Here is a 26,915-nt window from a genome sequence, read left to right on the forward strand (position 1 = left end):
GAGTATATGACGCGTGGCGGGCATAAAGACGAACAGACAGATGCTGAACGCAAATGCATCGTGACAGGTGAGGTCCAGCCAAAAGCTGGGCTGATCCGCTTTGTTCTGGGACCTGACAACCAGGTCGTGCCTGACATTCTGGGCAAATTGCCCGGACGCGGCATGTATGTGACCGCTGACCGCGCCATTCTGGAACAGGCCCGCAAGGGCCAGTTTTCCAGATCGGCGAAACAGCCGGTGACAGTGCCTGACGGATTGATTGACGAGGTGGAACGCCAGGTGGCGCGCCGCACGGTTGATCTGATCGCATTGACCCGCAAGGCGGGTCGCGCGGTCTGCGGTTTTGAAAAGGTCAAAGGTTGGCTGGCTGGTGGCGAACGTGTCCGCGTGCTGGTGCAAGCCGCTGACGGATCGGAACGTGGAAAGACCAAACTTTGGACACCGGAAGGCGCCAGATACTTTGGTTGCCTGACGTCAGCCGAATTGGGTTTGGCTTTTGGGCGGCAAAGTGTGATACATGGCGCGCTTGCGACTGGCGGACTCAGCGATCGTGTTGTAGAGGAAGCCACAAAGCTACGCGGATTACGCGAAGGGAACGGCGGCGATATGGCCTCCGGGAAGGATAAAGAAGCTAGATGAGCGATAACGACGGAAAAAAACCACTCGGCCTTGGTGGGTCACGTCCAAGCAACGTGAAGCAAAGTTTCAGCCATGGGCGGACCAAAAACGTCGTGGTGGAAACCAAACGTAAACGCGTTGTGGTCCCCAAACCCGGTGCAGCGAAACCTGCCGGGTCGACTGGTGTGCAAATGGGCGGTGATCCGACCAAACGGCCTGCGGGTATTTCGGACGTCGAACTCGAACGCCGGATGAAGGCGCTGGCGATGGCCCGCGCGCGCGAAAGCGAAGAAGCCGCCAAGCGCGAAGCCGAAGAAAAAGAACGTGCCGCCGAACGCGAGGCGCGCCGCGCCGAGATGGAAGCCAAAGAAGCTGAAGACCGCGAACGCGAAGAACGCGCCAAGGCAAAGGCTGACGAAGAAAAGCGCAAGGCGGAACGCGCAGCCGCCAAGGTCAAGGCCGAAGCCGCACCCGTGGGTGCCGACGCCAGTGCCTTGCCCGGCGAAAATGCTGTTGATCGTCCTTCCGCCGCTGGTCCCCGCAAGGTGGACCGCGAACGTGACGCCCGCGAAAAAGCCGCCAAGGCTAAGCCAACCCGTGGTGAAGATGACGGTCGCCGCGCTGGCAAGCTGACATTGAACGATGCCCTGACCGGCCGCGAAGGTGGCCGCCAACGATCAATGGCTGCGATGAAACGAAAACAGGACCGTGCCCGCGCCAAGGCCATGGGTGGTTCGGCTGAGCGTGAAAAAGTGTTCCGGGACGTGGCCCTGCCCCCTGCGATCACGGTTTCCGAACTGGCGAACCGTATGGCCGAACGTGTTGCAGACGTAGTCAAGGCTTTGATGAACAACGGCATCATGGCGACGCAGAACCAGTCGATTGATGCTGACACGGCTGAACTGATTATCGAAGAATTCGGTCACACCGTTGTCCGCGTTTCTGATGCTGACGTTGAAGACGTCATCAAAATGGCACCCGACGACGCCAAGGATTTGATCACACGCCCACCGATTGTCACCATCATGGGTCACGTTGACCACGGTAAAACCTCGCTGCTGGATGCGATCCGCAACGCCAAGGTTGTCGCCGGTGAGGCTGGCGGGATCACCCAGCATATCGGTGCCTATCAGGTGAAAACCGACTCTGGCTCGCTGTTGACCTTCCTTGATACCCCCGGCCACGCGGCCTTCACCTCCATGCGGTCACGTGGCGCACAGGTGACGGATATCGTCGTGCTGGTGGTTGCCGCCGATGACGCCGTGATGCCCCAAACGATCGAGGCGATTGCCCATGCGAAAGCGGCGAAAGTGCCGATGATCGTGGCGATTAACAAGATCGACAAGCCATCTGCCAACCCTGACAAGGTCCGGACTGATCTGCTGATGCATGAAGTCGTGGTCGAAAAGATGTCCGGCGACGTGCAGGATGTCGAAGTCTCTGCCATCACAGGCAAAGGTCTGGATAACCTCTTGGAAGCCATCGCGCTGCAAGCGGAAATTCTTGAATTGAAAGCCAACCCTGATCGCGCTGCCGTCGGTGCCGTGATCGAGGCGCAGCTTGATATTGGACGTGGCCCTGTGGCGACGGTTCTGATCCAGAACGGTACCTTGCGCACTGGCGATATCTTTGTTGTCGGCGAACAATACGGCAAGGTCCGCGCGCTGATCAACGACAAGGGCGAACGCGTGACCGAAGCAGGTCCCGCTGTCCCGGTCGAGGTTCTGGGCCTGAACGGTACGCCAGAAGCAGGCGATGTGCTGAACGTGGTGTCCACTGATGCGCAAGCCCGTGAAATCGCAGAATATCGCGAGAAAGCATCCAAGGAAAAACGTGCGGCGGCTGGCATGGCCACCACGCTGGAACAGCTGATGGCGAATGCCAAGGCGAACGAAAACGTCAGCGAATTGCCCATCGTGGTCAAGGCCGACGTGCAGGGTTCTGCCGAAGCGATTGTTCAGGCGATGGAAAAGATCGGGAATGACGAAGTCCGCGTGCGCGTGCTGCATTCGGGCGTTGGTGCGATCACGGAAACCGATATCGGTCTGGCCGAAGCCTCCGGTGCGCCAGTGTTCGGCTTCAACGTCCGCGCCAATGCAACCGCCCGCGCCTCTGCCAACCAAAAAGGTGTGGAGATCCGGTATTATTCGGTGATCTATGATCTTGTGGATGACGTGAAGAAAGCGGCCTCTGGTCTGCTGTCTGCCGAGATTCGCGAAAAGTTCATCGGCTATGCCAATATCAAGGACGTGTTTAAAGTGTCCAATGTCGGCAAGGTCGCGGGCTGTCTGGTCACCGAAGGTGTGGCACGGCGTTCCGCTGGTGTCCGTCTGCTGCGTGACGATGTCGTGATCCACGAAGGCACGCTGAAGACCCTCAAACGCTTCAAGGATGAAGTGGCAGAGGTGCAGTCAGGTCAGGAATGTGGCATGGCGTTTGAGAACTACGAAGACGTGCGCCCCGGCGACGTGATCGAGATTTTCGAGCGGGAATCGGTCGAACGGAACCTGTGATCGTTGAGATCAGAATGACAAAAGGGCGGCCCATCGGGCCGCCCTTTTTGTTATAGCCAATCCCGCAGGATCGGGATCAGCGGCACATCCGCGGCAGGCATCGGATAATCGCGCAGATCATTGGGCCGCACCCATTTCAGCGCCTGACCTTCGCGCGATTGCGGTGTGCCTTCCCATTTGCGGCAGGCAAAAAGCGGCATCAGCAGATGAAAATCATCATAAGCGTGGCTGGCAAAGGTCAGCGGTGCTAGACATGACGCCCAAGTGCCGATGCCCAATTCCTCGTGCAATTCACGGATCAACGCTGCCTCTGGTGTCTCGCCCGCCTCAACTTTGCCGCCGGGAAATTCCCACAGGCCTGCCATGGATTTGCCTTCCGGGCGCTGCGCCAGCAGCACCCGCCCATCGGCGTCAATCAAGGCAACAGCCGAAACAAGAACCAGTTTCACGACCGGTAATCAGCGTTGATGTCGATATAGCCATGCGTCAGATCGCAGGTCCAGACCGTGCTTTCCCCCGATCCCAGCCCCAAATCGACGCCGATCAGCAGTTCGGCGTTTTTCATATAGGCGCTGGTCGCATCCTCGGAATAATTCGGGGCGCGCCAGCCGTTTTCGGCCACGGTGATATCGCCAAAGCGGATCGACAGTATGTCGCGGTCCGCCTGCGCGCCCGATTTGCCGACTGCCATGACGATCCGGCCCCAATTTGCGTCTTGCCCGGCAATCGCGGTCTTGACGAGCGGGCTGTTGGCAATCGCCATCGCGACCTTGCGCGCATCCGCATCATCAGCGGCACCTGTCACCGCGACTGTGACAAATTTGGTGGCACCTTCGCCATCGCGCACCACCTGATGCGCGAGATCAAGCATCACGCCATGCAGCGCGGCAGAGAAATCATCATTGCCAGTGACATCCACACCCGACGCACCCGTCGCCACAGCGACCAGAGAATCCGAGGTCGATGTATCGCTGTCCACGGTGATGCAGTTGAAGGTCTGGTCACTATGTTGGGAAATCAGCGCTTGCAGCGCCTCCTGCCCGATCTTGGCATCGGTGAAGAGATAGACCAGCATCGTCGCCATATCGGGCGCGATCATGCCGGAACCTTTGGCGATACCTGCGATCTGCACCTGTTTGCCATCCACGGTCACTGTGGCACTGGCCCCTTTAGGGAAGGTGTCTGTCGTCATGATCGCGCGGGCTGCATCCTTTATCGCGGCCTCGGTCTGGCCGTCATGCAGTTCGGCCAGTTTCGCGATGATGCGGTCATGCGGCAATGGTTCACCAATCACCCCCGTTGAGGCGGTGAAGATGCGGTCGACCGGCACACCGGTCTGATCGGCCACGGCTTGCGTCAGCGCGGCGACACTGGCCACGCCATTTTTACCAGTGAACGCATTGGAATTGCCCGAATTCACCAGAATAGCAGCAGGCCCCGACGGATCACCGCCCAGTTTCGCCTGACAATCCAGCACTGGCGCGGATCGTGTCGCTGACCGGGTAAAGACCCCGGCCACCGAAGACCCAGCCGATGCGATGGCGAGCATCACATCGGTCCGGTCCTTGTATTTGACACCCGCCGCTGCGCTGGCAAAGGTCACGCCCGCAATCACGGGCAGGTCGGGAAATTGCGCAGGCGCAAGCGGCGAGGTTTTCATGTTTACTCTTCCAACAATTCGATTTGGTTGATCACGCTTGGATCGAAGGCGCCTTCTTCAGGACGTTCAATCGTGGCAGCCGCGGTCAATTCATCCAGATAAGCGACGACAGCCGCTTCCTGCAATTCACCCGTCAGTTGCGGGGCGACCTCCTCGAATTCCGGGACCGGCTGCATACGTTCATCAACCAAGGTCACGATATGCCAGCCAAATTGTGTCTCGAACGGGTCAGACACATCGCCGACCTCCAGGGCCATCACAGCGGTTTCAAATTCCGGCACCATCGCGCCTTCACCGAACCACCCCAGATCACCGCCATTGGCGCTGGTCGCATCGGTGGAAACTGCCTGCGCGACAGTGGCAAATTCGTCGCCCGCATCAAGCTGCGCTTTGGCGGCATTGGCCTCTTCCTCGGTTTCGACCAGCAGATGCGAGGCGCGGTATTCCGGAATCTCTGGCGCATCGGCGTAGCGGTCATCATAGGCCTGCTGCAGCGCTTCTGGCGTCACAGCGGTCTCGGAGAGTTCATTGACCACGGCGGCGGCCAAAAGCCCGCGACGTTCGTTGGTCAAAGTATATTCGATGCTGGCAGGCACATCTTCCAACTCATCGGCCAGCAATTGCTGCTGGACCAATTGATCGACGAGCCCGCTGAACAGGATCTCGTCGGGGAATTGCGCATATTGTTGCGGCAGCATGGTGCGGGCGATGATGATTTCGCCCAGGGTGATCTCGGTCTCGCCGACTTTGGCGATCACGGTATCGGCGGTGACATCAGTTTCAGCCGCTGCATCCTGCGCGAAAGCGCCGGTCGAGACGGAGACGGACAGCGCAGCCGCCCCCAAAAATGTAACATGTTTCAGCATTAAACGTTCCCTTTATTGGCCGCGCAGCCGCGCGACGTTGACACTCTATACCCGGGACCTTACATCCCTGAGAAGCCTCGAGGAGGCCTGACGTAGAGCAATTTCGGCCCTTTGTATGTGGGCAGCCTCATGCCTACAAGCAACCTCCTCTCAATTAGATGTCAGACAGGCGCGACCGCGCTGGTGGAGTGAATATGCTGGGTATCGGATCGATTGCCAAAAAAGTGTTTGGCTCTGCCAATGATCGCAAGGTCAAAGCGGCCCGGCCTTTGGTCGCCAGGATCAATGCGCTGGAACCTGAATTTCAGGCGCAGAGCGATGAGGGTCTGAAAGCCAAGACTGAGGAATTCAAGGCGCGTGCCAGCAAAGGCGAAAGCCTCGACGATCTGCTGCCCGAAGCCTTTGCCAATTGCCGCGAGGCGGCGCGTCGTGCGCTGGGTCTGCGCGCCTTTGACACGCAGTTGAAAGGCGGGATTTTCCTGCATCAGGGCAATATCGCCGAAATGAAAACCGGTGAGGGCAAGACGCTTGTCGCCACCTTCCCTGCCTATCTTAATGCGCTGACCGGCAAGGGCGTGCATATCGTTACCGTCAACGACTACCTCGCCCGCCGCGACGCGGAATGGATGAGCAAGGTTTATGGCGCGCTGGGTATGACCACCGGAATCGTGGTGCCGCAACAGCCAGAGGCGGAAAAGAAAGACGCCTACGCCTGTGACGTGACCTATGCCACGAACAACGAGTTGGGTTTCGACTATCTGCGCGACAATATGAAATCCGAACTGGGTCAGATGTATCAGCGTTACCACAATTTCGCGATTGTGGATGAGGTGGACTCCATCCTGATTGATGAGGCGCGGACACCGCTGATCATTTCCGGCCCGGCGCAAGACCGCAGCGAAATGTACGCCACAATCGACAAGGTGATCCCCGAAATCACCAAAGACCATTACACCTTGGACGAAAAGACCCGGCAGGCGACTTTTACCGATGAAGGCAACGATTTCCTTGAGGAAAAGCTGACATCACTCGGTCTGATCCCCGAAGGTCAGACGCTTTATGACCCTGAAAGTGCAACCTTGGTGCACCATGTCGGGCAGGCTTTGCGCGCGCATGTGCTGTTCACCAAGGAAAAGGATTACATCGTCCGCGATAATGAGGTCGTATTGATCGACGAATTCACCGGCCGGATGATGACCGGTCGCCGTCTGTCCGACGGTCTGCATCAGGCGATCGAGGCGAAAGAAGGCGTGACGATCAAGCCCGAAAACGTCACCCTCGCCTCTGTCACCTTCCAGAATTACTTCCGCCTTTACGACAAGCTGGGCGGCATGACCGGCACCGCCGCGACCGAGGCCGAGGAATTTCGTGAGATCTATAATCTTGGCGTGGTCGAAGTTCCGACGAACCGGCCCATCGCGCGTGTCGATGAACATGATCAGGTCTATCGCACCGCTAAAGAAAAATTCGATGGCGTTGTGGGCGAAATCAAGACAGCCCATGCCAAGGGTCAGCCGATCCTTGTCGGTACCACGTCGATTGAGAAATCCGAATTTCTGGCCAATCTGCTGCGCGCGGAAGGCATCACTTTCAACGTCCTGAACGCCCGCCAACACGAACAAGAGGCGCAGATTGTCGCTGATGCGGGCAAGCTGAATGCGGTAACCATCGCGACCAACATGGCAGGGCGCGGGACCGATATTCAGCTTGGCGGCAATGTCGAAATGCGCGTCTTTCAGGAACTGGCTACCAATCCTGATGCTGATCCAGAGGCATTGCGCGCCCGGATCGAGGCGGAAGTCGCCGATGAAAAGGAAAAGGTCAAAGCCGCAGGTGGTCTGTTCGTGCTGGCCACCGAACGGCATGAAAGCCGCCGCATCGACAACCAGCTGCGTGGCCGGTCTGGCCGTCAGGGTGATCCGGGGCGGTCGACGTTCTTTTTGTCGCTCGAAGATGATCTGATGCGGATTTTCGGCTCCGAAAGGCTCGAAAAGGTCCTGTCCGGTCTGGGCATGAAAGAAGGCGAAGCCATTGTTCACCCTTGGGTCAACAAATCGCTGGAACGCGCACAGGCCAAGGTCGAGGCGCGCAACTTTGATATCCGCAAGCAATTGCTGAAATTCGACGATGTGATGAATGAACAGCGCAAGGTGGTATTTTCCCAGCGACGCGACATCATGGAAGCAACCGAACTGGCCGATGTGGTCAAGGATATGCGTGATCAGGTCATCGATGATCTGGTGACAACCCACATTCCGCCCCGATCCTATGCTGATCAATGGGATGCTGAAGGTTTGCAAGCTGCGGTCAAGGACCATCTGGGTCTTGATCTGCCTGTTACCGCATGGGCCGAAGAAGAAGGCGTCGATGATGATGTCCTGCGCGAAAGGCTGGAAGAAGCCGCCGACAAATACATGCTGGAAAAGGCCGACGCCTTCGGCACAGAGACGATGCGCAACGTTGAAAAGCAGATCCTGCTAAAGACTATTGATGAAAAATGGCGCGAACATCTGCTGACGCTGGAACATCTGCGATCTGTCGTGGGGATGCGTGGCTATGCCCAGCGTGATCCGCTGAACGAGTATAAAACCGAAGGGTTTCAGCTGTTTGAACGTCTGCTGGACAGTTTGCGCACCGATGTGACCAAGAAATTGTCGCAGATCCGACCGATGTCCAAAGAAGAACAGGAACGGATGATCGCGCAATTCCGCGCCCAGCAAGCCGCTGCCGCAGGGGCCATCGCTGCACCTGCCGCTGCCGCCGCAGAAGGCGCCGCCCGCGACGGATTTGACGAAACAGACCCTGCAACCTGGGGCAATCCGGGCCGCAATGATCTGTGCCCCTGCGGATCGGGTGCGAAGTTCAAACATTGTCATGGACGGCTTGCTTAGACCCCAAGTATTGGATCAAAAGCGACAGGACCCGGGCAAAGGCCCGGGTTCTTTCGTTTTCACTTCGTCTGTTTTGTAGGCGCTTTGCCTCAATATGCCTATTTTTGGGCGTTTGAGGTATTTTCCAGCGACCGATGACACTTGCCGGTTTCCACGCCGCTGATTTGCTGGATGCCTTGCCACAGCAGCAAGGACTTTCCATGACCCGCCTCTCCATTATCGTGGTCGAGCAGGACCGTGATCGCGCATTGAAGATTGTTGATGGTCTGATGGCCTCGGGCGAACATAATGTGGTGGTCATCGCAGAATCTGCCGGGTTGGCCCGCCGGATAGCCGATCATCAGCCTGATATCGTCCTGATTGACGTCGCCAATCCGTCGCGCGACGTATTGGAAGAACTGGCGCTGGCCTCGGGCCCGCTGGACCGTCCCGTGGCGATGTTCGTTGACCGGTCCGATGTGCAGCTGACGCGTGCGGCGATTGAAGCAGGCGTTTCCGCTTATGTGGTGGATGGTTTGCAATCCGACCGGATCAAGCCGATTCTGGATGCCGCCATCGCCCGCTTTCATATGTTCCAAAAGATGCGCGCGGAACTGGCTGCCACCAAGGCGGCGCTGGAGGATCGCAAGATCATCGACCGTGCAAAGGCGATTCTGATGAAGGCGCGCGGCATGGATGAGGAAGCGGCCTATGCCTTGCTACGCAAAACGGCGATGGATCAGAACCGTCGCGTCGCGGATATCGCGCAGCAATTGGTCATGGCGGCGGGGCTGCTGACATGAGTCTGTCCACCTTGCGCCTTGGCTATGTGCCGTTGATTGATGCCGCCCCGTTGATCGTGGCGAAAGAACTGGGCTTCGCCGCCGAAGAAGGGCTGACACTTGACCTGATCCGCCTGCAAAGCTGGGCGCAAAGCCGCGATATGTTGGGCATGGGTCAGGTCGATGCCGCTCATATGCTGGTGCCGATGCCGGTGGCGCAGGCGCTGGGGTTGGGTCCGGCCACGCCACGTTTCGATCTGGCGATGGTGCTGGCGGTCGGCGGGCAGGCGATTGCGATCAGCGCCACTTTGGCTGCGGCGATGCGGGCCAATGGGCATGGATTTGGCTTTGACGATCCGGTCACTGCGCGTGATGCGCTGGCCGCCGTGGTGCAGCACGGGCTGCGGGTCGGCGTGCCGTTTCCATTTTCGACGCAGGCCGAACTGGTCCGGCGCTGGCTGGCCAATACCACGCTGGCGGAAAAGGTCACAATCCACACTGTCCCGCCGCCGCAGATGGCCGATGCGCTGGCCTCGGGCGAGGTGGATGCCTTTTGTGTGGGCGAGCCCTGGGCGTCTTATGCTGTCGAACGCGGTGTCGGCACATTGTTGCTGGCGGGCCGGTCAATCTGGGCAGCACCGCCGGAAAAGGGGCTGGTGCTGACCCATGATTTCACTGTCGCCCATCCCGAAGAAACCGGGCGGCTGATGCGCGCGATCTGGCGCGCCGGACGCTGGCTGGATCAGCCGGGCAACCGGAGCACGGCGGCAGAGATCATGTCGCGCCCCGATTATCTGAACCTGCCGCCTGAATTGTCGGAACGCGGGCTGCTGGGCCGGTTGCATATCTCTGCTGCGGGCGAGGTGCGGCACTTCCCCGATTTCATCCGGTTTCACGACGGGGCCGCCAATTTCCCTTGGCGCAGCCTTGCCGCCTTGTTCGCGCGCCGGATCGCGCTGTTGCACGGGCTGGACCCGGACGCGGCCATTGCTGCCGCGACCGCCTGTTTCCGCACCGATCTTTATCGCCAGCACCTGCGCAGCGCCGGTGCTGATCTGCCCGGAGCATCGGCCCGGATCGAAGGGGCGATGGCGCATCCGACGGCGGTCGCTTCGGAAAAAGGCCAGATGATTTTGGGCCCGGATGCGTTTTTCGACGGTGATATCTTTGATCCATCGTTCGCCGGGCGCTGAAATCATAGGCAAAGACCGCCTTCTCTGCGCAAATGAAATGCTGCACCTGCGAAAAGCCCGGGAATCATTTGACCGGTGCGGCAATACAGCGTCTGGTTGAGACATAGCGAACTGCAACGATGCAGATTGCCGTGAAATTTTCCGCAATGATGCGGCCCCCCACCCGACAGGCAACGTCGCCACCCAATATGTCGTACCGACATGATTGTGGTGGCTTTTTGTCGTTTTGTTCCCAATTGGCCTGCGTCTTTTGGCGTGGCCGCTGTCAAAGGACGATTTTCATGACCCTGATCCACCCGACACGCCGCAAGCTACTGCAATCCTTTTCCGGCATTGCCGCGACAGCTGCCGCGGCGCGCACATTATTGCCCGGCGGGGCCTGGGCCGCGACCGGCACGCCCGAAGTGACAGGTGCCACGCTTGGCTTTATCGCGCTGACCGACAGCGCGCCGCTGATCATCGCGCAGGAAAAAGGGTTCTATGCCAAACATGGCATGACCGAGATGCGGATCGAAAAGCAGGCCAGCTGGGGCGCGACACGCGACAACATGAACCTTGGGTCTAGCGGTGGCGGCATTGATGGCGGTCATATCCTGCGGCCCAAGACCCATCTATATACCACTGGTTCTGTCATGCAGAACAATAACCCGCTGCCGATCTACACGCTGATGGGGCTGAATGAGCAATGTCAGGGTATTTCTGTCACGCAGGATTATGCGGAGAGTGGCGTTGGGCTGGATTCCTCCCCGCTGAAAGACATCTTCGCCGCCAAACGCGCCGCGGGCGAGGAAATTCCCGTCGCCATGACCTTCCCCGGCGGCACCCATGATCTGTGGATCCGCTATTGGCTGGCTGCTGGCGGGATTGACCCGACGACCGAGGTCGATCTGATCGTCGTCCCTCCGGCCCAGATGGTTGCCAATATGAAGGTCGGCAATATGGAAGCCTTTTGCGTCGGCGAGCCATGGAATGAACAATTGGTCAATCAGCGCATCGGCTTTACCGCCTGCACCACTGGAGAGCTTTGGCAGAACCATCCCGAAAAGGTGCTGGGGATGCGCGCTGATTGGGTGGACAGCCACCCAATCGCGACGAAAGCGATCCTGATGGCCGTCATGGAAGCGCAGATGTGGTGCGAAGAGGCCGCGAACAAGGATGAGATGTCCGAAATCCTGTCCAAACGGCAATGGTATAACGTCCCCGTCGCCGATATCGCCGCCCGTATCAAAGGCGAGATCAATTACGGCAATGGCCGCGAAGAAAACCGGCCTGATCTGGCAATGCGGTTCTGGGGTGAAAACGGCTCTGCCTCTTTCCCGTGGAAATCGCTCGACACCTGGTTCGTGACTGAGAATAAGCGCTGGGGCTATCTGCCCGGCGATCTGGATACCGCCGCTTTGGTGAATGAAACCAACCGATCTGACCTGTGGATCGAAGCGGCCACTGACCTAGGCCTTGACACATCCGCGATGGGTGACAGCCGCGGGGTCGAGACTTTCTTTGACGGGGTAAGTTTCGATCCGGCGGACCCGGATGGGTATCTCGACAGCCTTGCCATCAAGACCATGGTTTGAGGGGGCGGCATCATGAATGTGACAGCATTGAAATCCAAAACCGCCCCGGCGACGCAACCGAAACAGGCAGAGACCAAGGTTCTGCCGGTCAATGCAAAAAAGCCGGACAGCCAATGGCCGGGCCGCGTGAAAACTATCTTTCTCGCCAATATCCTGCCGCCGGTGATTGTCGTCGCCAGCCTGCTGGCGCTGTGGCAATTGGTTTTATCAGGCGGCGGGGCATCACTGCCCTCGCCCCTGGAAATCTGGCAGCAAAGCGGCGATCTGATCCTTGAACCTTTCTATGTCGCAGGCACGCAGGATATTGGCCTGGGCTGGCGGGTGCTTACCTCGCTCGAACGGGTCGCTGTCGGCTTTGGCCTTGCGGCCTTCGTCGGGGTCGCGGTTGGTGCGGTGATCGGGCAATCGCAATGGCTGATGCGCGGGGTGGACCCGTTGTTCCAGATCCTGCGCACCGTGCCGCCGTTGGCATGGTTGCCAATCTCTCTGGCCGCTTTCATGGACAGCCGCCCGAGCGCGATTTTCGTGATCTTCATCACGGCGATCTGGCCGATCATCATCAACACCACCGCCGGTGTGCGCGCGATCCCGCAGGATTACCGCAATATTGCCGCCGTGCTGCGGCTGAACCAGTTCGAGTTTTTTACCAAGATCATGGTCCCCTCTGCCGCGCCCTACATCTTTTCCGGCCTGCGCATCGGCGTCGGGCTCGCATGGCTCGCCATTGTCGCGGCGGAAATGCTGACAGGTGGTGTGGGCATCGGGTTCTTCATCTGGGACGCGTGGAATTCATCGAAACTGACCGATATTTTTGTGGCGCTGCTTTACATCGGCGTGACCGGTTTCGTGCTGGACCGTCTGGTGGCTTACATTGGTCAGGTCGTCAGCCGTGGCACCATTACCTGAAAGGTTGCAATCATGAGCTATCTCAAAATCGACCACGTCTCAAAATCCTTTCCGTTGGCCGGTGGGCGCGAAGCCTTGGTGCTGGATGACATCCGCCTGAACATCGACAAGGGTGAATTCATTTCCGTCATCGGCCATTCCGGCTGCGGCAAATCCACCTTGCTGAACCTGATCGGGGGCCTGACCGAGGTCACCAAAGGCGGCATCATCCTGGAAGGACGCGAGGTGAACGCCCCCGGCCCGGACCGCGCCATCGTGTTCCAGAACCATAGCCTGCTGCCGTGGCTGTCGGTCTATGACAACGTCAAGATGGGCGTGCAAAAGGTCTTCGGCAAAACCAAGAACCGCGCCGAACGCCATGACTGGATCATGGAAAACCTTGATCTGGTGCAGATGGCCCATGCCGCCGACAAACGCCCCGGCGAAATATCCGGCGGGATGAAACAGCGCGTCGGCATTGCCCGCGCGCTGGCGATGGAGCCGAAGATTTTGCTGCTGGATGAACCCTTTGGCGCGCTGGATGCGCTGACCCGGGCGCATTTGCAGGATGCGGTGATGGATATTCACGCCCGGCTGAAAAACACCATGATCATGATCACCCATGATGTGGATGAGGCTGTCCTGCTCGCCGACCGCATTGTGATGATGACCAACGGCCCCGCCGCCACGATTGGCGAGGTGTTGGAAATCAACCTCGACCGCCCGCGTGACCGGATCGCGCTGGCCAGCCACCCCGAATATGTCCGCAACCGCGAAGCCTTGCTGCGGTTCCTGTACGAACGTCACCGCTTTGTCGAAGCGGCGGAGTAGATGATATGAAACAAAGACTTGTGATTATCGGGGCCGGTATGGCCTCTGGCCGGATGCTGGAACTGCTGTTTGAGGCGGGGGGCGATTTCGACGTCACCCTGTTCAATGCTGAACCGCGTGGCAATTATAACCGGCTGATGCTGTCGCCTGTTTTGTCGGGTGAAAAGACCTATGAACAAATCGTCACCCATGATGCGGATTGGTATGCAGCCCAAGGCGTCGATTGCCGCTTTGGTGAACCCGTGGTCAGGATCGACCGTGAAAACCGTGTGGTTTATTCCGCCGAAGGCGGCGTGCCCTATGATGCGTTGGTGGTTGCGACCGGGTCTGCGCCATTCATCGTGCCGGTGCCGGGCAAGGACCTGCCCGGTGTCGTGGCCTACCGCGATCTGGAAGACGCCAATGCGATGATCGCCGCCAGCGCGCCGGGGGCCAAGGCCGTGGTCATCGGTGGCGGGTTGCTGGGGCTGGAGGCGGCGGCAGGCATGGCCGCGCGCGGGGCCGAGGTGACAGTGATCCACTTGATGGGTCATCTGATGGAACGGCAGCTGGACCCTGCGGCAGGCTATCTGCTGCAAAAGGACCTCGAAAGCCGGGGCCTGCGCATCCATTGCAACGGCGCGACCAAGGCAATCCTTGGCGATGACAAGGTTGAAGCTGTCCTTCTCGAAGACGGCACTGTCTATCCTGCCGATCTGGTCTGCATGGCTGTCGGTATCCGGCCAGAGGTGCGGCTGGCCAATGACGCGCATCTGACGGTCGGGCGCGGAATCACTGTGGATGACCAGTTGCGTACATCCGATCCCGCGATTTTCGCCCTCGGTGAGTGCGTGGAACATAACCAGCAATTGTTCGGCCTTGTCGCGCCGCTCTATGATCAGGCGCGAGTGCTGGCCGAAACCTTGCTGGGGCAACAGGGGGCGTTCAAACCCGTGCAGACCGCGACCAAGCTGAAGGTCACCGGCGTCGATCTGTTCAGCGCCGGTGATTTTGCCGAGGCACCTGGGCGAGAAGATATCGTGTTCCGCGACCCCGGGCGTGGCGTCTATAAACGGCTGATCATCGAAGGCGACCGCCTGATCGGTGCCGTCATGTATGGGGATACCGCTGATGGCGCGTGGTTCTTTGACAAGATCAAGACCGGCGCACCAATCAGCGACCAGCGCGATACGCTGATCTTTGGTCCCGCCTATCAGGGAGGATCCGGCGCGGACCCGTTGGCAGCCGTTGCAGCATTGCCGCTTGAAGCGGAAATTTGCGGCTGCAACGGCATATGCAAAGGCAAGATCATCACGGCCATCGCGGGTGGCGCAAATACGCTGGATGCGATCCGCACGGTGACCAAGGCGTCTGCCTCTTGCGGGACCTGCACCGGGCTGGTCGAACAGGTCATGGCGCTGACCCTTGGCGATGGATTCACCGCCAATGCCAACCCGCCGATGTGCAAATGCACCGATCACACGCATGAAGACGTGCGCCGGTTGATCAAGTCCATGGCGCTGAAATCCATCCCTGCCGTGATGCAGGAACTGGGATGGCAAACGGTTGGCGGCTGCGCAAGCTGTCGTCCGGCGCTGAATTACTATCTGATTGCCGACTGGCCGCTGGATTATGCCGATGACCGCCAATCGCGCTTCGTCAACGAACGCAACCACGCCAATATCCAGAAAGACGGCACTTATTCGGTGGTGCCGCGCATGTGGGGCGGTGTCACCACCTCTGCCGAATTGCGCGCCATAGCCGATGCCGCCGATAAATACGCTGTGCCGATGATCAAGGTCACGGGCGGTCAGCGCATTGACCTGCTGGGCGTGCAGAAACAGGATTTGCCGGCGATCTGGTCGGATTTCAACGCTGCCGGGATGGTATCAGGCCATGCCTATGCCAAGGGGCTGCGGACGGTGAAAACCTGTGTCGGCAAGGACTTCTGCCGTTTTGGCACGCAGGATTCTACCGGTCTGGGGATCAAGCTGGAAAAGCTGCTTTGGGGGTCGTGGACACCTGCAAAGGTGAAACTGGGTGTCTCCGGCTGCCCGCGCAATTGTGCCGAGGCGACCTGCAAGGATATCGGCGTGATCTGCGTCGACAGCGGTTATCAGATCAGCGTGGCGGGTGCTGCGGGGATGGATGTGAAAGAAACCGAAGCCTTGATCACCGTCGCGACAGAGGAAGAGGTGCTGGAAGTCACCGCCGCCTTTGTCCAGCTGTACCGCGAGAACGCGCGCTATCTGCACCGGATATATAAATGGGTCGCCGCTGTCGGGCTGGACTGGTGCCATGACCAGATCAGCGATCCGGTGATCCGGCGCGCGCTTTATGACCGGTTCATGCTCAGCCAGTCGGTTTATCAGGTTGATCCTTGGGCCGAACTTGCCGCGCGCCCTGCTGATTGGGCGCCGGTGGCTGATTTGACGATAAGGGCGGCAGAATGAGCAATTTCATCGATATCGCCGCCCTTGCAGACATCCCGCGCCAAGGCGCGCGGCTGGTCAAAACCGCGCAAGGCTGCGTCGCGCTGTTCCGCACGGCGGATGATCAGGTCTTCGCGCTGGATGACCGCTGCCCGCACAAAGGCGGCCCTTTGTCCGAAGGGATCGTGCATGGCGCGGCTGTGACCTGCCCGCTGCATGGCTGGGTGTTCGACATGACCACGGGGCAGGCGCAGGGCGCGGATGACGGACAGGTCCAGACCTTCGCCGTGCGGGTTGAGGGCGGTCGAGTGCTGCTGGATGCGGCCAGCCTCGCGCGGCGGTCGGCGGCATGACAGCGCCATTGCGCACGACCTGCCCCTATTGCGGCGTGGGCTGCGGCGTGCTGGTCACGCCGGATGGCAAGGGCGGTGCATCGGTCAAAGGCGACCCTGACCATCCGGCGAATTTCGGGCGGCTTTGTTCCAAGGGCACGGCCTTGGGCGAAACCTTGGGGCTGGATCAGCGTATCCTGACGCCGCTGATCGGGGGACAGCCCGCCAGTTGGGATACCACGCTTGATCTGGTCGCCAGTCGTTTCGCGGATACCATCCGCGACCACGGGCCGGACAGCGTGGCGTTTTACCTCTCCGGCCAGATGCTGACCGAGGATTATTACGCCGCCAACAAGCTGATCAAAGGCTATATCGGCACCGCCAATGTCGATACCAATTCGCGGCTTTGCATGGCGTCATCTGTCGCGGGTCACAAACGTGCCTTTGGCAGCGATACCGTGCCGGGGACTTACGAAGATATTGAAGAGGCCGATCTGGTCGTCCTTGTCGGGTCCAACCTCGCCTGGTGTCATCCGGTGCTGTATCAGCGGCTGGTCGCGGCAAAACACGCGCGCGGCACGAAGGTCATCGTGATTGACCCGCGCCGCACCGCGACCTGCGATGGCGCCGATCTGCACCTGGCATTGGCACCGGGCAGCGATGCGGCGCTGTTCAACGCGGTGCTGGTGGCGCTGGCGGATCGCGGCGCGGTAGATCACAGCTATATCGCGCAGCATGTCAGCGGGTTTGACGATGCTGTGGCTGCCGCCCGCATCTCTGACCCCGCGATCACCGGGCTGGCTGCGGATGATCTGGCCTTGTTTCTGGATTGGTTCGTCACAACCGAACGTGTTGTGACAATCTATTCGCAAGGGATCAACCAATCCTCCAGCGGCACGGACAAGGTCAATGCCATCCTCAATTGCCATCTGGCAACAGGCCGGATCGGCCGTCCCGGCATGGGTCCGTTTTCCGTCACCGGCCAGCCCAATGCCATGGGCGGGCGCGAGGTCGGAGGGATGGCCAATACACTTGCCTGCCATCTGGAGATTGAAAACCCCGCCCATCGGCGCGGCGTGCAGGCGTTCTGGCACAGCCCCGCGATGCCCGAGACAAGCGGCCTGAAAGCCGTCGATCTGTTTCAGGCGGCAGGCGATGGCCGGATCAAGGCGCTGTGGATCATCCACACCAACCCCGCCGTATCAATGCCCGATGCCGATGCCGTGGCCCGCGCGATCAAAGCCTGTGATTTCGTCGTGGTCAGCGATGTCACGCAGACGGATACGACAAGGCTGGCCGATGCGATCCTGCCCGCCACCGTCTGGGGTGAAAAATCCGGCACGGTCACCAATTCCGACCGCACGATCAGCCGCCAGCGCGCGTTTCTGCCCGCGCCGGGGCAGGCGCGCGACGATTGGCGCATGATTGCTGAGGTTGCTGGGCGGATGGGCTGGGGCGAGGCCTTTGACTGGGCCGATCCCGCTGCGGTCTTTGCTGAATATGCGCAACTCTCCGGTGTGGCGGGCGATCTGGGCGGGGATTTCGACATCTCGGGGCTGGCGCAGGTGGATTATGACACGTTGCCGCCGACACGCTGGCCGGTCAACGCGCGCAAGACGGGTGGCAGGTTCTTTGCCAATGGCGGGTTCTATACCCCGGATGCGCGCGCACATATGTTGCCGATCACCCCGCGCCCGCCAGCGACGCGCACCGGGGCGCGCTATCCGTTCCGGCTCAATACCGGCCGGGTGCGTGATCATTGGCATACGATGACCCGCACCGCCCTTGCGCCAAGGCTGAACCAGCATATCGCCGAACCCTATCTGGAAATTCACCCCGTTGATGCCGCCAGCCTCGACCTTGCACCCGCCACGCTCGCCCATGTTAGCAGCCCGACGGGGCAGGCGATCCTGCGGGTTGCAATCACCGACCGGGTGCAGCGCGGCCAGGTCTTCGCCCCGATGCATTGGACCAGCGACACCGCGCCGACCGGGCGCATTGATGCGGTCGTGGCGGCTGTGACCGATCCGGTCTCGGGCCAGCCCGAAAGCAAGGCGGCGGTCGTGGCGATTAAGGCGTTGAACCCTGCATGGTATGGTTTCGCCGTATCAGCCGGGCCGATCACCCCGGATGCCACCTATTGGGCGCGTGCCCGCCATGCTGGTGGCTGGCGCTGCGAACTGGCGGGGCAGACACCGCCCGCAGATTGGGAAAGCTATGCCCGCGCCCTGTTCAACCTGCCCGATGCGACATGCCTGAGCGTCATTGACGCCAAGCGCGGCACCTATCGTCTGGCGCTGATGGCCGAGGGGCGGACCTTGGCGGCTTTGTTCGTTGCGCCCGACCCGGTACAATTGGCGCGCGGCCATGTGGCGGATCAGGTTGGGCAGGCGGGGGCGGCCTTGCTTGCCGGGCGTCCCGGTGCAGGTATGGCCGATCCCGGCCCGACGCTTTGCGCCTGTTTTAACATCGGGTTGCATACGATCACCACAGAGATTGCGGCGCAGAACCTGACGTCAGTTGCGCAGATCGGGACGGCCTTGCAGGCGGGGACCAATTGCGGATCGTGCCGCCCGGAACTGGCCGCCCTGCTGACCAAGCGGTTGGAGGCAGCGGAATGACCCTTGCCCCCTATATCCACGCCATGGGCCGGGGACCGGGCCGCGTGCGCAATCTGACCGGGCCCGAGGCAGAAGACGCCATGCGCCTGATCCTGTCAGAACAGGCCGACCCGCATGCGACCGGTGCCTTGCTGATGCTGATGCGCTACCGGGGTGAGACGCCAGAGGAGATTGCAGGGTTCACCCGTGGCATCCGCGCCACTTTGCCAGCCATGCCGCAGGTCGATCTGGATTGGCCGAGCTATGCCGCCGGTCGGTCGCGCGGGTTACCGTGGTTCCTGCTTTCCGCCCGGCTGGTCGCGCAAAGCGGCGTGCGGGTCCTGCTGCATGGCTGGAATGCCTGGCAATCCGACGGTGCGGATGTGCGGTCAGCTTTGCTGCTTGCCGGGATTACACCGGCAAGCGGTCCGGGCGATGCCGCGCGCCTGCTGGACCGGGATGGCATCACCTATCTGCCGGTCGAATCCTTCGCGCCCCGCGTGTTGGCCCTGTTGCGCCTGCGCGAGGTGTTGGGGCTGAGGTCCTGCATCAACACGGTTTGCCGCGTGATGAACCCGGCGCAGGCTGATGCGGCAGTGCAGGGCGTGTTCCACCCGCCTTATCGCGATCTGCAACAGGCGGCGGGCGCATTGTTGGGTCAGCCCAACCTCTGCATCCTCAAAGGTGGCGGCGGCGAATTTGAACGGCACCCGACCAAGGATGTGACCTTGTTCCGGCTGCAAAGCGGTCAACCCCTTACGACAATCCTGCCCGAAATCTTGCCCGAAACAAGGCGGCTGGCAGATGATCCGCACCCGCCAGAGGCGCTGGCCGCACTCTGGTCTGGTCAGTTGCAGGACCATTTCGCGCAATCTGTCGTCACCGGCACTGCCGCTGCGGCGCTGATCGCACTGGGTCATCCGCCCACCACAGCGCAGAACGCGGCAGAGACGCTTTGGTCCACACGCCCCCATCTTTTGCCCGACTGAAGGAGCCTTGCCATGAAAACTTTCCCGATGTTTCTACAAATGGCTGGTCGCCATGTCGTGATCGTCGGCGGCGGTGAACAAGCTGCGCAAAAGGCGCGGTTGATGCTCAAGACTGAGGCAAGGCTGGTGCTCATCGCCCCGGACCTCGACCCCGAACTGGCCGATCTGGTTGCGCAAGGGCGCGCCGAACAGGTGACGACGCTCAACATTAACCTATTCCGCAACGCCGCCTTGGTCTTTGTTGCAACGGGCTGTGTTGGGTTGGATTATGCCGTGCATGCGCTGGCCAAAGAAGCAGGCGCTTTGGTCAATGTCGTGGACCGGCCCGCGCTTTGCGATGCAGTCACGCCGTCACTGGTGGACCGCGATCCGGTCGTCGTGGCGATTTCCACCGAAGGCACCGCCCCCGTGCTGGCCCGCCAGATCAAATCACAAATGGAAACACTGCTCGAACCCGCCTTGGGCGATCTGGCCGCTTTGGCTGGTCGGCTGCGCCCAGCGGTCGCCCGCGCGATCCCCCGGTCCGAGCGGCGGTTCTTCTGGGATTGGGTGTTCAGCGGCCCACCCCGGCAAGCCATGGCGCGCGGTGCCGCGCGCGAAGCGGCCAATCTGGTGAAGCAAGCGCTGAGCAATGATGGTCCCGCCCCGGTGCAAGGCGCGATCGCGCTGGTGGGTGCCGGGCCGGGTGCGGCAGATCTGTTGACGCTGCGCGCGCTGCGCCTGCTGCAAGAGGCGGATGTGATCTATTACGACCGGCTGGTCGACCACGCTGTGCTAGAACTGGCCCGGCGTGATGCCGAACGGGTGTTTGTCGGCAAAGAGGTCGGCGCTTGCGCCTGGCCGCAGGACAGGATCAACGCTGTGATCGTCGCGGCGGCGAAACAAGGGCGCAAGGTTGTGCGCCTGAAATCCGGCGATCCGGGGATCTTTGGCCGGCTGGAGGAAGAATGCGCCGCCGCCCGCGCCGCTGGCATTCCGGTCGAGATCGTGCCGGGCGTCACCGCTGCCAGCGCTGCGGCGGCAAGCCTTGGGCGCGGGCTGACCGAACGCGGCGCGACCGACCGGGTGATGCTGGCCACCGCGACTTGCAAGCCGGGCGATCCGGACCCCGATTGGGCCGCCATGCTGCAACCCGGTACGACATTGGCGGTCTATATGGGCGTTCAAAAGGCCGCTGCCATGACAGACAGTTTGCGCCGCGCCGGTGTGCCGATGGCGCTGGAAGTCGACATCGTCAGCCATGCCAGCACCAAAGGCGAGACAATGATCGCCTGCACGCTGGACAGCCTAGTTGTGACCTTGACCCAAGCCGGTATCGCAAATCCGGCGATCATCTTCATCCGCTGGCCAAAGAACAGGGTGGCGCAGGCAGTGTGCGCAGCATGATTGCTGTGCTCAGCGCGCGCCTTTTGCAAACCATTCGAGAATGGCAAACAGGATCAGGCTCTGTGCCGCCAGCACGACAAGGGCAGCGAACATCAGATCCGTCTGGCCCCGCCCATTCGCCATCAGCATCAGATAGCCCAGTCCGCGCGACGATCCGACCCATTCGCCGATGATCACAGCAAAAGGCGCATAGACCACCGCCAGCCGCAACCCCGATGTCAGCGCGGGCAGCGCCTGCGGCACCTGCAACAAGAACAGCCGCCGCAGTGGCGTAGCCTGCATCATTTGCGCCAGATCCTGCAAGGCCGGCGGCAGGCGCATCAACCCATCGAAGAATGCCGACGTGATCGGAAAATATATTACCAGCGTCACAATCACGATCTTTGACGCCGCCCCATAGCCCAGCCACAGCGTCAGCACCGGGGCGAGGGCAAAGACCGGCACTGCCTGCGCAAAGATCAGCATCGGCCGCAGCATCAATCGTGCCTGCGGTGACAGCGCCAGGTTCAGCGCGGTCGCAACGCCAAACACAACCCCGGCCGCCAGACCGACCAGCAGATTGAAAGCCGTAAAGCGCGCATGGTCCCATAACACTGGTGCATTGTCCCACAGGCTCACCGCGACGCGGGCCGGGCTGGGCAGGATAAAATGCGGCACGCCGCTGAGCCAGACCACAATCTGCCAAAGCGTCAGCGCAAATCCCAGAGCCAGCAGCGCGCGCGGCGCAGGGGCGCTTAACCAGCGCATCTGGCCGTCGATGAAAGATGCAGCCGGGCCATCAGGTTTGCCTGCGCTGCCAGCGTCGTGGTCGCATGATAATCGCGCGGCGTCTCCGTTTCCGGCAGGTCCAGCCGGTCCGCACCATCCGGCCCCAGAAGCCAGGCGCGATCGGACAGGCGCACCGCCTCCAGCGGGTCATGGGTGATCAGGATCACATTGCGCCCGACAAGCAGCTTGGCCGCCAGATCCTGCATCGCCAGCCGCGTGACCGTATCAAGGGCTGAAAACGGCTCGTCCAGCACCACCACCGGACAATCCTCGATCAGGATACGGGCGAGCGCGACACGCTGACGTTGCCCGCCGGACAGGGCGGCGGGGCGGCGGGACTCCATCCCGGCAAGCCCGACCTGCGCCAAAAGCCTATGGGCGCGGTCCTTGTCTGGGCGTTGACCGCGCAGTCGCGCGCCGATGGTGACATTCTGCACCAGATCGGCCCAAGGCAAAAGCGGCGCATCCTGCGCCAGCATCGCCACGCGGCCTGCCAGCGGCAGACCGTCGCTTGGCTGCAACCGGCCATCAAGCCGATAGGCTCCGGGCAGCCCTGCAATCAGCCGCGCAATCGTGGATTTGCCCACACCTGACCGGCCCAGCAGGCAGGACCAGCCCCGCGCAGGCAGGTCCAGTGCCAGATTGCGGATCAGACAGGCATTGCCCAACCACAGATCCCCTTGCAGGCAAAGCGCTGTCATCCGCCCGCAAGGCCCATCTGCCAGAAATCGGCTTCCAGCCGGGTGGCCATGTCAAAATGCCGGGCCAGCCGGGTAAACCGTGGCAGATCCGCCCAATCCGGCCTCAGCCGATGCACCAGCGAGTCATCGATCAGCGCGCCGACGTCATGGCACAGCGCCTGATATTCCGTCCCGGCATAGGTTTCGATCCATTCGGCATATGGCCCGCCATGGCCTGCCAGACGTGCGCCGATTTCGCCATATCCCAGTACGCAGGGCGCAAGGGCGGCCATCAGATCCAGAAAATCACCGGAATAGCCTGCTTCCAGCACATAGCGGGTATAGGCCAGATTTGCCGGTGCTTCCTGCGTAGCTGCCAATGCGGCGGCATTGATCCCCTCCTTGGCGCAGATCCGCAGATGCAACGGCATTTCATCGCGCACCAAGGCCTGCATAATCGCGGCGGCGGTCTGCATTTCTGCCAAAGTCTCGGCCTTCGTGACGGCCAACGCCCAGGCACGCGCGAAATGGATCAGGAAAATATAATCCTGCCGCAGATAATGCAGGAACTGCGCGCGCGGCAGATCGCCTGTCCGCAGCCCTTCGACAAAGGCGTGATGCGTGTAGGCCTGCCATCCGGGCGTTGCCACGCGCCACAGCCGGAACGCCGCACCATAATCCGGCGCGCTCATTGTCCCGTCACCGCTGTGATGTCGATGGCCAGATCGGCCACGGATAACCCGCCATCGGTTGCGCCATGTGCAGCGAGGAAAGCCTCAAACCGCGCATAGCGCCCGGCATCCAAAGCGGCAGGGCGGGTCGCAAAGCGCGGCCATGTGTCGGCCCAGGCGCGCTGATTCAGGTCGGTCTGCAGTTCCGATGCGGTGGCCGCGAATAGATCCCATGCCTGATCGGGGTTGTTCAGGGTATAGCCCGCCGCACGTTCGGTTGCGTCCAGAAACCGCGTGATGACATCGGCATCCATCCGGTCTGGATTGGCGATATAGATCAGCTCATCATAGGCAGGCACGCCTTCGGATTCAGGGTAAAAACAGCGGCCTTCGGTGCCTTCGATCTGCAATTGGTTCAATTCGAAATTGCGGAAAGCACCGATCACACCATCCACTTGTCCCGCCATTAGCGCGGGCGAGATTGACCAGCCGATATTAATCTGTTCGACATCGCCGGGTGCCATATCGTGATGCGCCAGCATCGCATTGAGCATCACCTCTTGCACACCCGCGACGGCAAAACCGACTTTGCGTCCACGCAGATCGGCAATGCTCTGCACCGGGCTGTCGGCCAGCACGACAAGGCAGGTCAGCGGTGTGGAAATCAACGTGCCGACCCGGCGCAGCGGCAAATCACTGTGGCGGCTCAGATGCAATTGCGGCTGATAGCTGACCGCCAGATCGACACGACCGGCAGCGACCATGCGCGGCGGATCATTGGGGTCAGATGGGGTGATAATATCGACGGCCAGCCCGGCTTGATCGAAATATCCCAGTTCCTGCGCCAGAATGATCGGCCCGTGATCGGGGTTCACGAACCAGTCCAGCATGATTGACAGCCGGTCCTGCGCCGCTGCCGGCAGTGCAAAGATCGCCGTTACGGCCAAGGTTGCGATGAAACGTTTCATGATTGTCCTTTCAGTCATGAAGGGCCAGCAAGGCGATATCGCCTGTCCAGCGGGTTTGCAGGGTTTGTCCCACGTTCTGCGCGCGCAGACCTGTGGTGCAGGCCAGCACGACGCGGCCAGCCGCAGGCGGGGTAAAATGACCCATGTCTGCGGGTGCGATATGCCGGGCCTGCGGGCTGAACGGTGCGGTCTCATGGCGCAGGTCGATTAGCAGGTCATCAGCCCGGATCTGGCTACGGGCGATGAAAGGCAAAGGCTGGTCCGGTTCGGGTGCCGCGTCGAAACGAAAGCCCGACATCCGCCAAGTCGCGGCATCAAGGCTGATCAACTGGCCCAGCGGCGATGTTGCCAGCCCGAGCAACACCGACAAAGCCATCTGCGCCTGCAAAGCACCTATTGCTCCCACAACCGGCCCCATCACCCCGGCAGTGGCGCAGGTCGCGCCCCGCGTGGGCAGATCGGGAAAGACCGCGCGCAAGCTAGGTGCCGGTCCGCAGCAGCCTGCAACATACCCCGACAGCGCCAGAGCTGATGCGGTGATCAGCGGCTTGTCCATAGCATGGCAGATATCCGACAGGGTCAGACTGGCCGCAAATGTATCGGCACAATCCAGCACCAGATCAGCTGCCGCCACCAGCGCAGGCGCATTCGCGGGGTCAAGCATCTGCACGACGGGGCGAATCCTGACCTCGGGGTTCATGGCGGTCAGCATATCCGCCGCGGCCTGCGCCTTAGGCTCGCCGATCTGGTCCATCCGGTAGAGCGGCTGGCGGTGCAGATTATGCTCTGCAATGACATCGCCATCCACCAGCGTGATCTGACCGACACCCGCGCCGGTAAGATATTGCAGCACCGGCACGCCCAGACCGCCCGCGCCGACTACGAGGATATGGGCGGCAGCCAACCGGGCCTGACCGGTATCGCCGATCTGTGGCAGGATCATCTGGCGGGCATAGCGGCTCATGCGCAGACCTTCAGCCATTCGCCAATCTGCGCCTCGGGTGCAGGGTGCAATGTGATGTCGGTCACTGCCGCAACGATATCCGCGCCTGCCTCAAATGCTCCCTGCGCGCGCGCCACGCTCATGCCGCCGATGGCGCATAACGGGAGGTCGCCGATCAGCCGCTTCCATTCCGTAACGCGGTCCAATCCCTGCTGCTGCCATTTCATCTGTTTCAGGATCGTCGGATAGACCGGTCCAAGCGCGATATAATCCGGAGCCAGCGCCAAGGCGCGGTCCAGTTCCGCATGATCATGCGTTGAAATCCCCAGCCGCAGCCCGGCACGACGGATCGCCGTCAGATCAGCGGTATCAAGGTCCTCTTGCCCCAGATGCAGCCAATCAGCGCCTGCGTCGATGGCCAATTGCCAATGATCATTGACCACCAGCGTCGCCCCATAGCGACGCGACAGCGCCAAAGCGGCGCTGATCTCGTGGCGCAATACATCTTGTGGCGCATCCTTGATGCGCAATTGCACCAGCTTGACGCCCAGCGGCAGCGCGCTTTCCAGCCAAGCAAGTGAATCGAAGATCGGGTAGAACCGGGGCAGGATCATAGCCACGCCTTTCCAATAACCGGTGTTGAAGGGGCGGCCATATCGCGCGGGGCCATCGGATCGGCGCCATGCGCCATCTGACCTGCCTGCGCCGCCAGCGCAAAGGCGCGCGCCATCGCCACCGGATCACCAGCTTGCGCCACGGCGGTGTTCAAAAGAACTGCGTCATAGCCCAGTTCCATCGCATCCGCCGCATGGCTGGGCAGGCCGAGACCCGCATCGATCACCATCGGCACATCGGGGAAAGCGGCGCGCAGCGCCCGCAGCCCATAACGGTTATTCAGCCCAAGGCCAGACCCGATGGGTGCCCCCCAGGGCATCAGCACCTGCGCCCCGGCATCCAGCAGGCGCGCGGCCAGCACCTGATCCTCGGTTGTATAGGGAAACACCGCGAACCCGTCAGCAACCAAGGCCTGCGTCGCCTCCAGCAGACCAAACGGATCGGGTTGCAGCGTGTCGGCATGGCCGATCACCTCCAGCTTGATCCAGTTCGTCTCGAACAATTCGCGCGCCATCTGCGCGGTGGTGATCGCTTCGCGCGCGCTGTAGCAGCCTGCCGTATTGGGCAGAATATGCACGCCAAAGCCGCGAATGATGTCCCAAAACGCCTGACCCTGCCCGCCTTCACGCCGCAAGGAGACCGTCGCTACCGATGCGCCAGACCTGCGGAATGCCTCTGCCATGATTGCGGGTGATGGATATTGCGCCGTGCCCAGCATCAGCGGGGTGTCCAATGTCACGCCATAGAAGCTGCGCATGTC

23 protein-coding genes are annotated in these 26,915 nt (G+C 61.0%); 13 read left to right on the top strand and 10 right to left on the bottom strand.

Annotation, left to right across the window (positions count from 1 at the left end; all coding sequences use genetic code 11):
• Nucleotides 1-6: 6 nt before the first annotated feature.
• Both VOY09_RS04705 and infB read left to right on the top strand, forming a co-directional pair.
• Nucleotides 7-639, top strand: a complete 633-nt coding sequence (locus VOY09_RS04705; protein ID WP_322893232.1) for an RNA-binding protein — start codon at nucleotides 7-9, stop codon at nucleotides 637-639.
• Nucleotides 636-3,131: a translation initiation factor IF-2 gene (infB, locus tag VOY09_RS04710; RefSeq protein WP_322893233.1), complete on the top strand. Its 2,496-nt coding sequence runs from the start codon at nucleotides 636-638 to the stop codon at nucleotides 3,129-3,131. The genes VOY09_RS04705 and infB overlap by 4 nt, the downstream gene beginning before the upstream one ends.
• A gap of 50 nt (nucleotides 3,132-3,181) precedes the next feature.
• Here infB and mutT read toward each other — a convergent pair whose 3' ends face one another.
• From mutT to VOY09_RS04725, 3 genes are read right to left on the bottom strand one after another with little or no spacing between them, the layout of a single operon-like run.
• The gene (gene mutT, locus VOY09_RS04715) at nucleotides 3,182-3,580 is read right to left on the bottom strand and encodes an 8-oxo-dGTP diphosphatase MutT (RefSeq protein ID WP_322893234.1); all 399 of its coding nucleotides are present in this window, start codon (nucleotides 3,578-3,580) and stop codon (nucleotides 3,182-3,184) included.
• Nucleotides 3,577-4,791, bottom strand: coding sequence for a bifunctional glutamate N-acetyltransferase/amino-acid acetyltransferase ArgJ (gene argJ / locus VOY09_RS04720; RefSeq protein WP_322893235.1), 1,215 nt, complete (start codon nucleotides 4,789-4,791; stop codon nucleotides 3,577-3,579). Before argJ ends, mutT begins: the two co-directional genes overlap by 4 nt.
• A gap of 2 nt (nucleotides 4,792-4,793) precedes the next feature.
• Nucleotides 4,794-5,657, bottom strand: a complete 864-nt coding sequence (locus VOY09_RS04725; protein ID WP_322893236.1) for a peptidylprolyl isomerase — start codon at nucleotides 5,655-5,657, stop codon at nucleotides 4,794-4,796.
• A gap of 194 nt (nucleotides 5,658-5,851) precedes the next feature.
• Between VOY09_RS04725 and secA the strand changes: the two genes are divergently transcribed.
• From secA to cysG, 11 genes are all read left to right on the top strand, one after another.
• Nucleotides 5,852-8,548, top strand: a complete 2,697-nt coding sequence (secA, locus tag VOY09_RS04730; RefSeq protein ID WP_322893237.1) for a preprotein translocase subunit SecA — start codon at nucleotides 5,852-5,854, stop codon at nucleotides 8,546-8,548.
• Nucleotides 8,549-8,748: 200 nt separating this feature from the next.
• Nucleotides 8,749-9,330: an ANTAR domain-containing response regulator gene (locus tag VOY09_RS04735; RefSeq protein WP_322893238.1), complete on the top strand. Its 582-nt coding sequence runs from the start codon at nucleotides 8,749-8,751 to the stop codon at nucleotides 9,328-9,330.
• Complete coding sequence (locus VOY09_RS04740) at nucleotides 9,327-10,502, top strand: CmpA/NrtA family ABC transporter substrate-binding protein (protein ID WP_322893239.1); 1,176 nt, start codon at nucleotides 9,327-9,329, stop codon at nucleotides 10,500-10,502. Before VOY09_RS04735 ends, VOY09_RS04740 begins: the two co-directional genes overlap by 4 nt.
• Before the next feature lie 281 nt (nucleotides 10,503-10,783).
• Nucleotides 10,784-12,076 (top strand): CmpA/NrtA family ABC transporter substrate-binding protein, encoded by a 1,293-nt coding sequence (locus VOY09_RS04745; RefSeq protein ID WP_322893240.1) that lies wholly within the window; start codon nucleotides 10,784-10,786, stop codon nucleotides 12,074-12,076.
• Nucleotides 12,077-12,088: 12 nt separating this feature from the next.
• Nucleotides 12,089-12,982: a nitrate ABC transporter permease gene (ntrB, locus tag VOY09_RS04750; RefSeq protein ID WP_322893241.1), complete on the top strand. Its 894-nt coding sequence runs from the start codon at nucleotides 12,089-12,091 to the stop codon at nucleotides 12,980-12,982.
• Nucleotides 12,983-12,994: 12 nt separating this feature from the next.
• Entirely contained in the window at nucleotides 12,995-13,792 is a 798-nt protein-coding gene (locus VOY09_RS04755; protein ID WP_322893242.1) for an ABC transporter ATP-binding protein, read from the top strand.
• 5 nt (nucleotides 13,793-13,797) lie between these two features.
• Nucleotides 13,798-16,224, top strand: a complete 2,427-nt coding sequence (nirB, locus tag VOY09_RS04760; RefSeq protein ID WP_322893243.1) for a nitrite reductase large subunit NirB — start codon at nucleotides 13,798-13,800, stop codon at nucleotides 16,222-16,224.
• Complete coding sequence (gene nirD / locus VOY09_RS04765) at nucleotides 16,221-16,556, top strand: nitrite reductase small subunit NirD (RefSeq protein ID WP_322893244.1); 336 nt, start codon at nucleotides 16,221-16,223, stop codon at nucleotides 16,554-16,556. Before nirB ends, nirD begins: the two co-directional genes overlap by 4 nt.
• The gene (locus VOY09_RS04770) at nucleotides 16,553-19,156 is read left to right on the top strand and encodes a molybdopterin-dependent oxidoreductase (RefSeq protein ID WP_322893245.1); all 2,604 of its coding nucleotides are present in this window, start codon (nucleotides 16,553-16,555) and stop codon (nucleotides 19,154-19,156) included. Before nirD ends, VOY09_RS04770 begins: the two co-directional genes overlap by 4 nt.
• Nucleotides 19,153-20,124: a glycosyl transferase family protein gene (locus VOY09_RS04775; protein ID WP_322893246.1), complete on the top strand. Its 972-nt coding sequence runs from the start codon at nucleotides 19,153-19,155 to the stop codon at nucleotides 20,122-20,124. Before VOY09_RS04770 ends, VOY09_RS04775 begins: the two co-directional genes overlap by 4 nt.
• A 12-nt stretch (nucleotides 20,125-20,136) precedes the next feature.
• Nucleotides 20,137-21,510, top strand: a complete 1,374-nt coding sequence (gene cysG / locus VOY09_RS04780; protein ID WP_322893247.1) for a siroheme synthase CysG — start codon at nucleotides 20,137-20,139, stop codon at nucleotides 21,508-21,510.
• Between the two features lie 9 nt (nucleotides 21,511-21,519).
• On the opposite strand, the gene VOY09_RS04785 is transcribed toward cysG, so the two are convergent.
• From VOY09_RS04785 to VOY09_RS04815, 7 genes are read right to left on the bottom strand one after another with little or no spacing between them, the layout of a single operon-like run.
• Nucleotides 21,520-22,257: an ABC transporter permease gene (locus tag VOY09_RS04785; RefSeq protein WP_322893248.1), complete on the bottom strand. Its 738-nt coding sequence runs from the start codon at nucleotides 22,255-22,257 to the stop codon at nucleotides 21,520-21,522.
• The gene (locus VOY09_RS04790) at nucleotides 22,245-22,979 is read right to left on the bottom strand and encodes an ABC transporter ATP-binding protein (protein WP_322893249.1); all 735 of its coding nucleotides are present in this window, start codon (nucleotides 22,977-22,979) and stop codon (nucleotides 22,245-22,247) included. The genes VOY09_RS04785 and VOY09_RS04790 overlap by 13 nt, the downstream gene beginning before the upstream one ends.
• Complete coding sequence (locus VOY09_RS04795) at nucleotides 22,976-23,650, bottom strand: TenA family protein (RefSeq protein ID WP_322893250.1); 675 nt, start codon at nucleotides 23,648-23,650, stop codon at nucleotides 22,976-22,978. The genes VOY09_RS04790 and VOY09_RS04795 overlap by 4 nt, the downstream gene beginning before the upstream one ends.
• Entirely contained in the window at nucleotides 23,647-24,597 is a 951-nt protein-coding gene (locus VOY09_RS04800) for an ABC transporter substrate-binding protein (protein ID WP_322893251.1), read from the bottom strand. The genes VOY09_RS04795 and VOY09_RS04800 overlap by 4 nt, the downstream gene beginning before the upstream one ends.
• 10 nt (nucleotides 24,598-24,607) lie before the next feature.
• Entirely contained in the window at nucleotides 24,608-25,561 is a 954-nt protein-coding gene (locus VOY09_RS04805; RefSeq protein WP_322893252.1) for a HesA/MoeB/ThiF family protein, read from the bottom strand.
• Entirely contained in the window at nucleotides 25,558-26,154 is a 597-nt protein-coding gene (locus tag VOY09_RS04810) for a thiamine phosphate synthase (RefSeq protein WP_322893253.1), read from the bottom strand. The genes VOY09_RS04805 and VOY09_RS04810 overlap by 4 nt, the downstream gene beginning before the upstream one ends.
• Nucleotides 26,151-26,912, bottom strand: coding sequence for a thiazole synthase (locus VOY09_RS04815; protein WP_322893254.1), 762 nt, complete (start codon nucleotides 26,910-26,912; stop codon nucleotides 26,151-26,153). Before VOY09_RS04815 ends, VOY09_RS04810 begins: the two co-directional genes overlap by 4 nt.
• Nucleotides 26,913-26,915: the final 3 nt, after the last annotated feature.

Source organism: Yoonia sp. 67-2, assembly GCF_035117555.1.
GTDB lineage: Bacteria > Pseudomonadota > Alphaproteobacteria > Rhodobacterales > Rhodobacteraceae > Yoonia.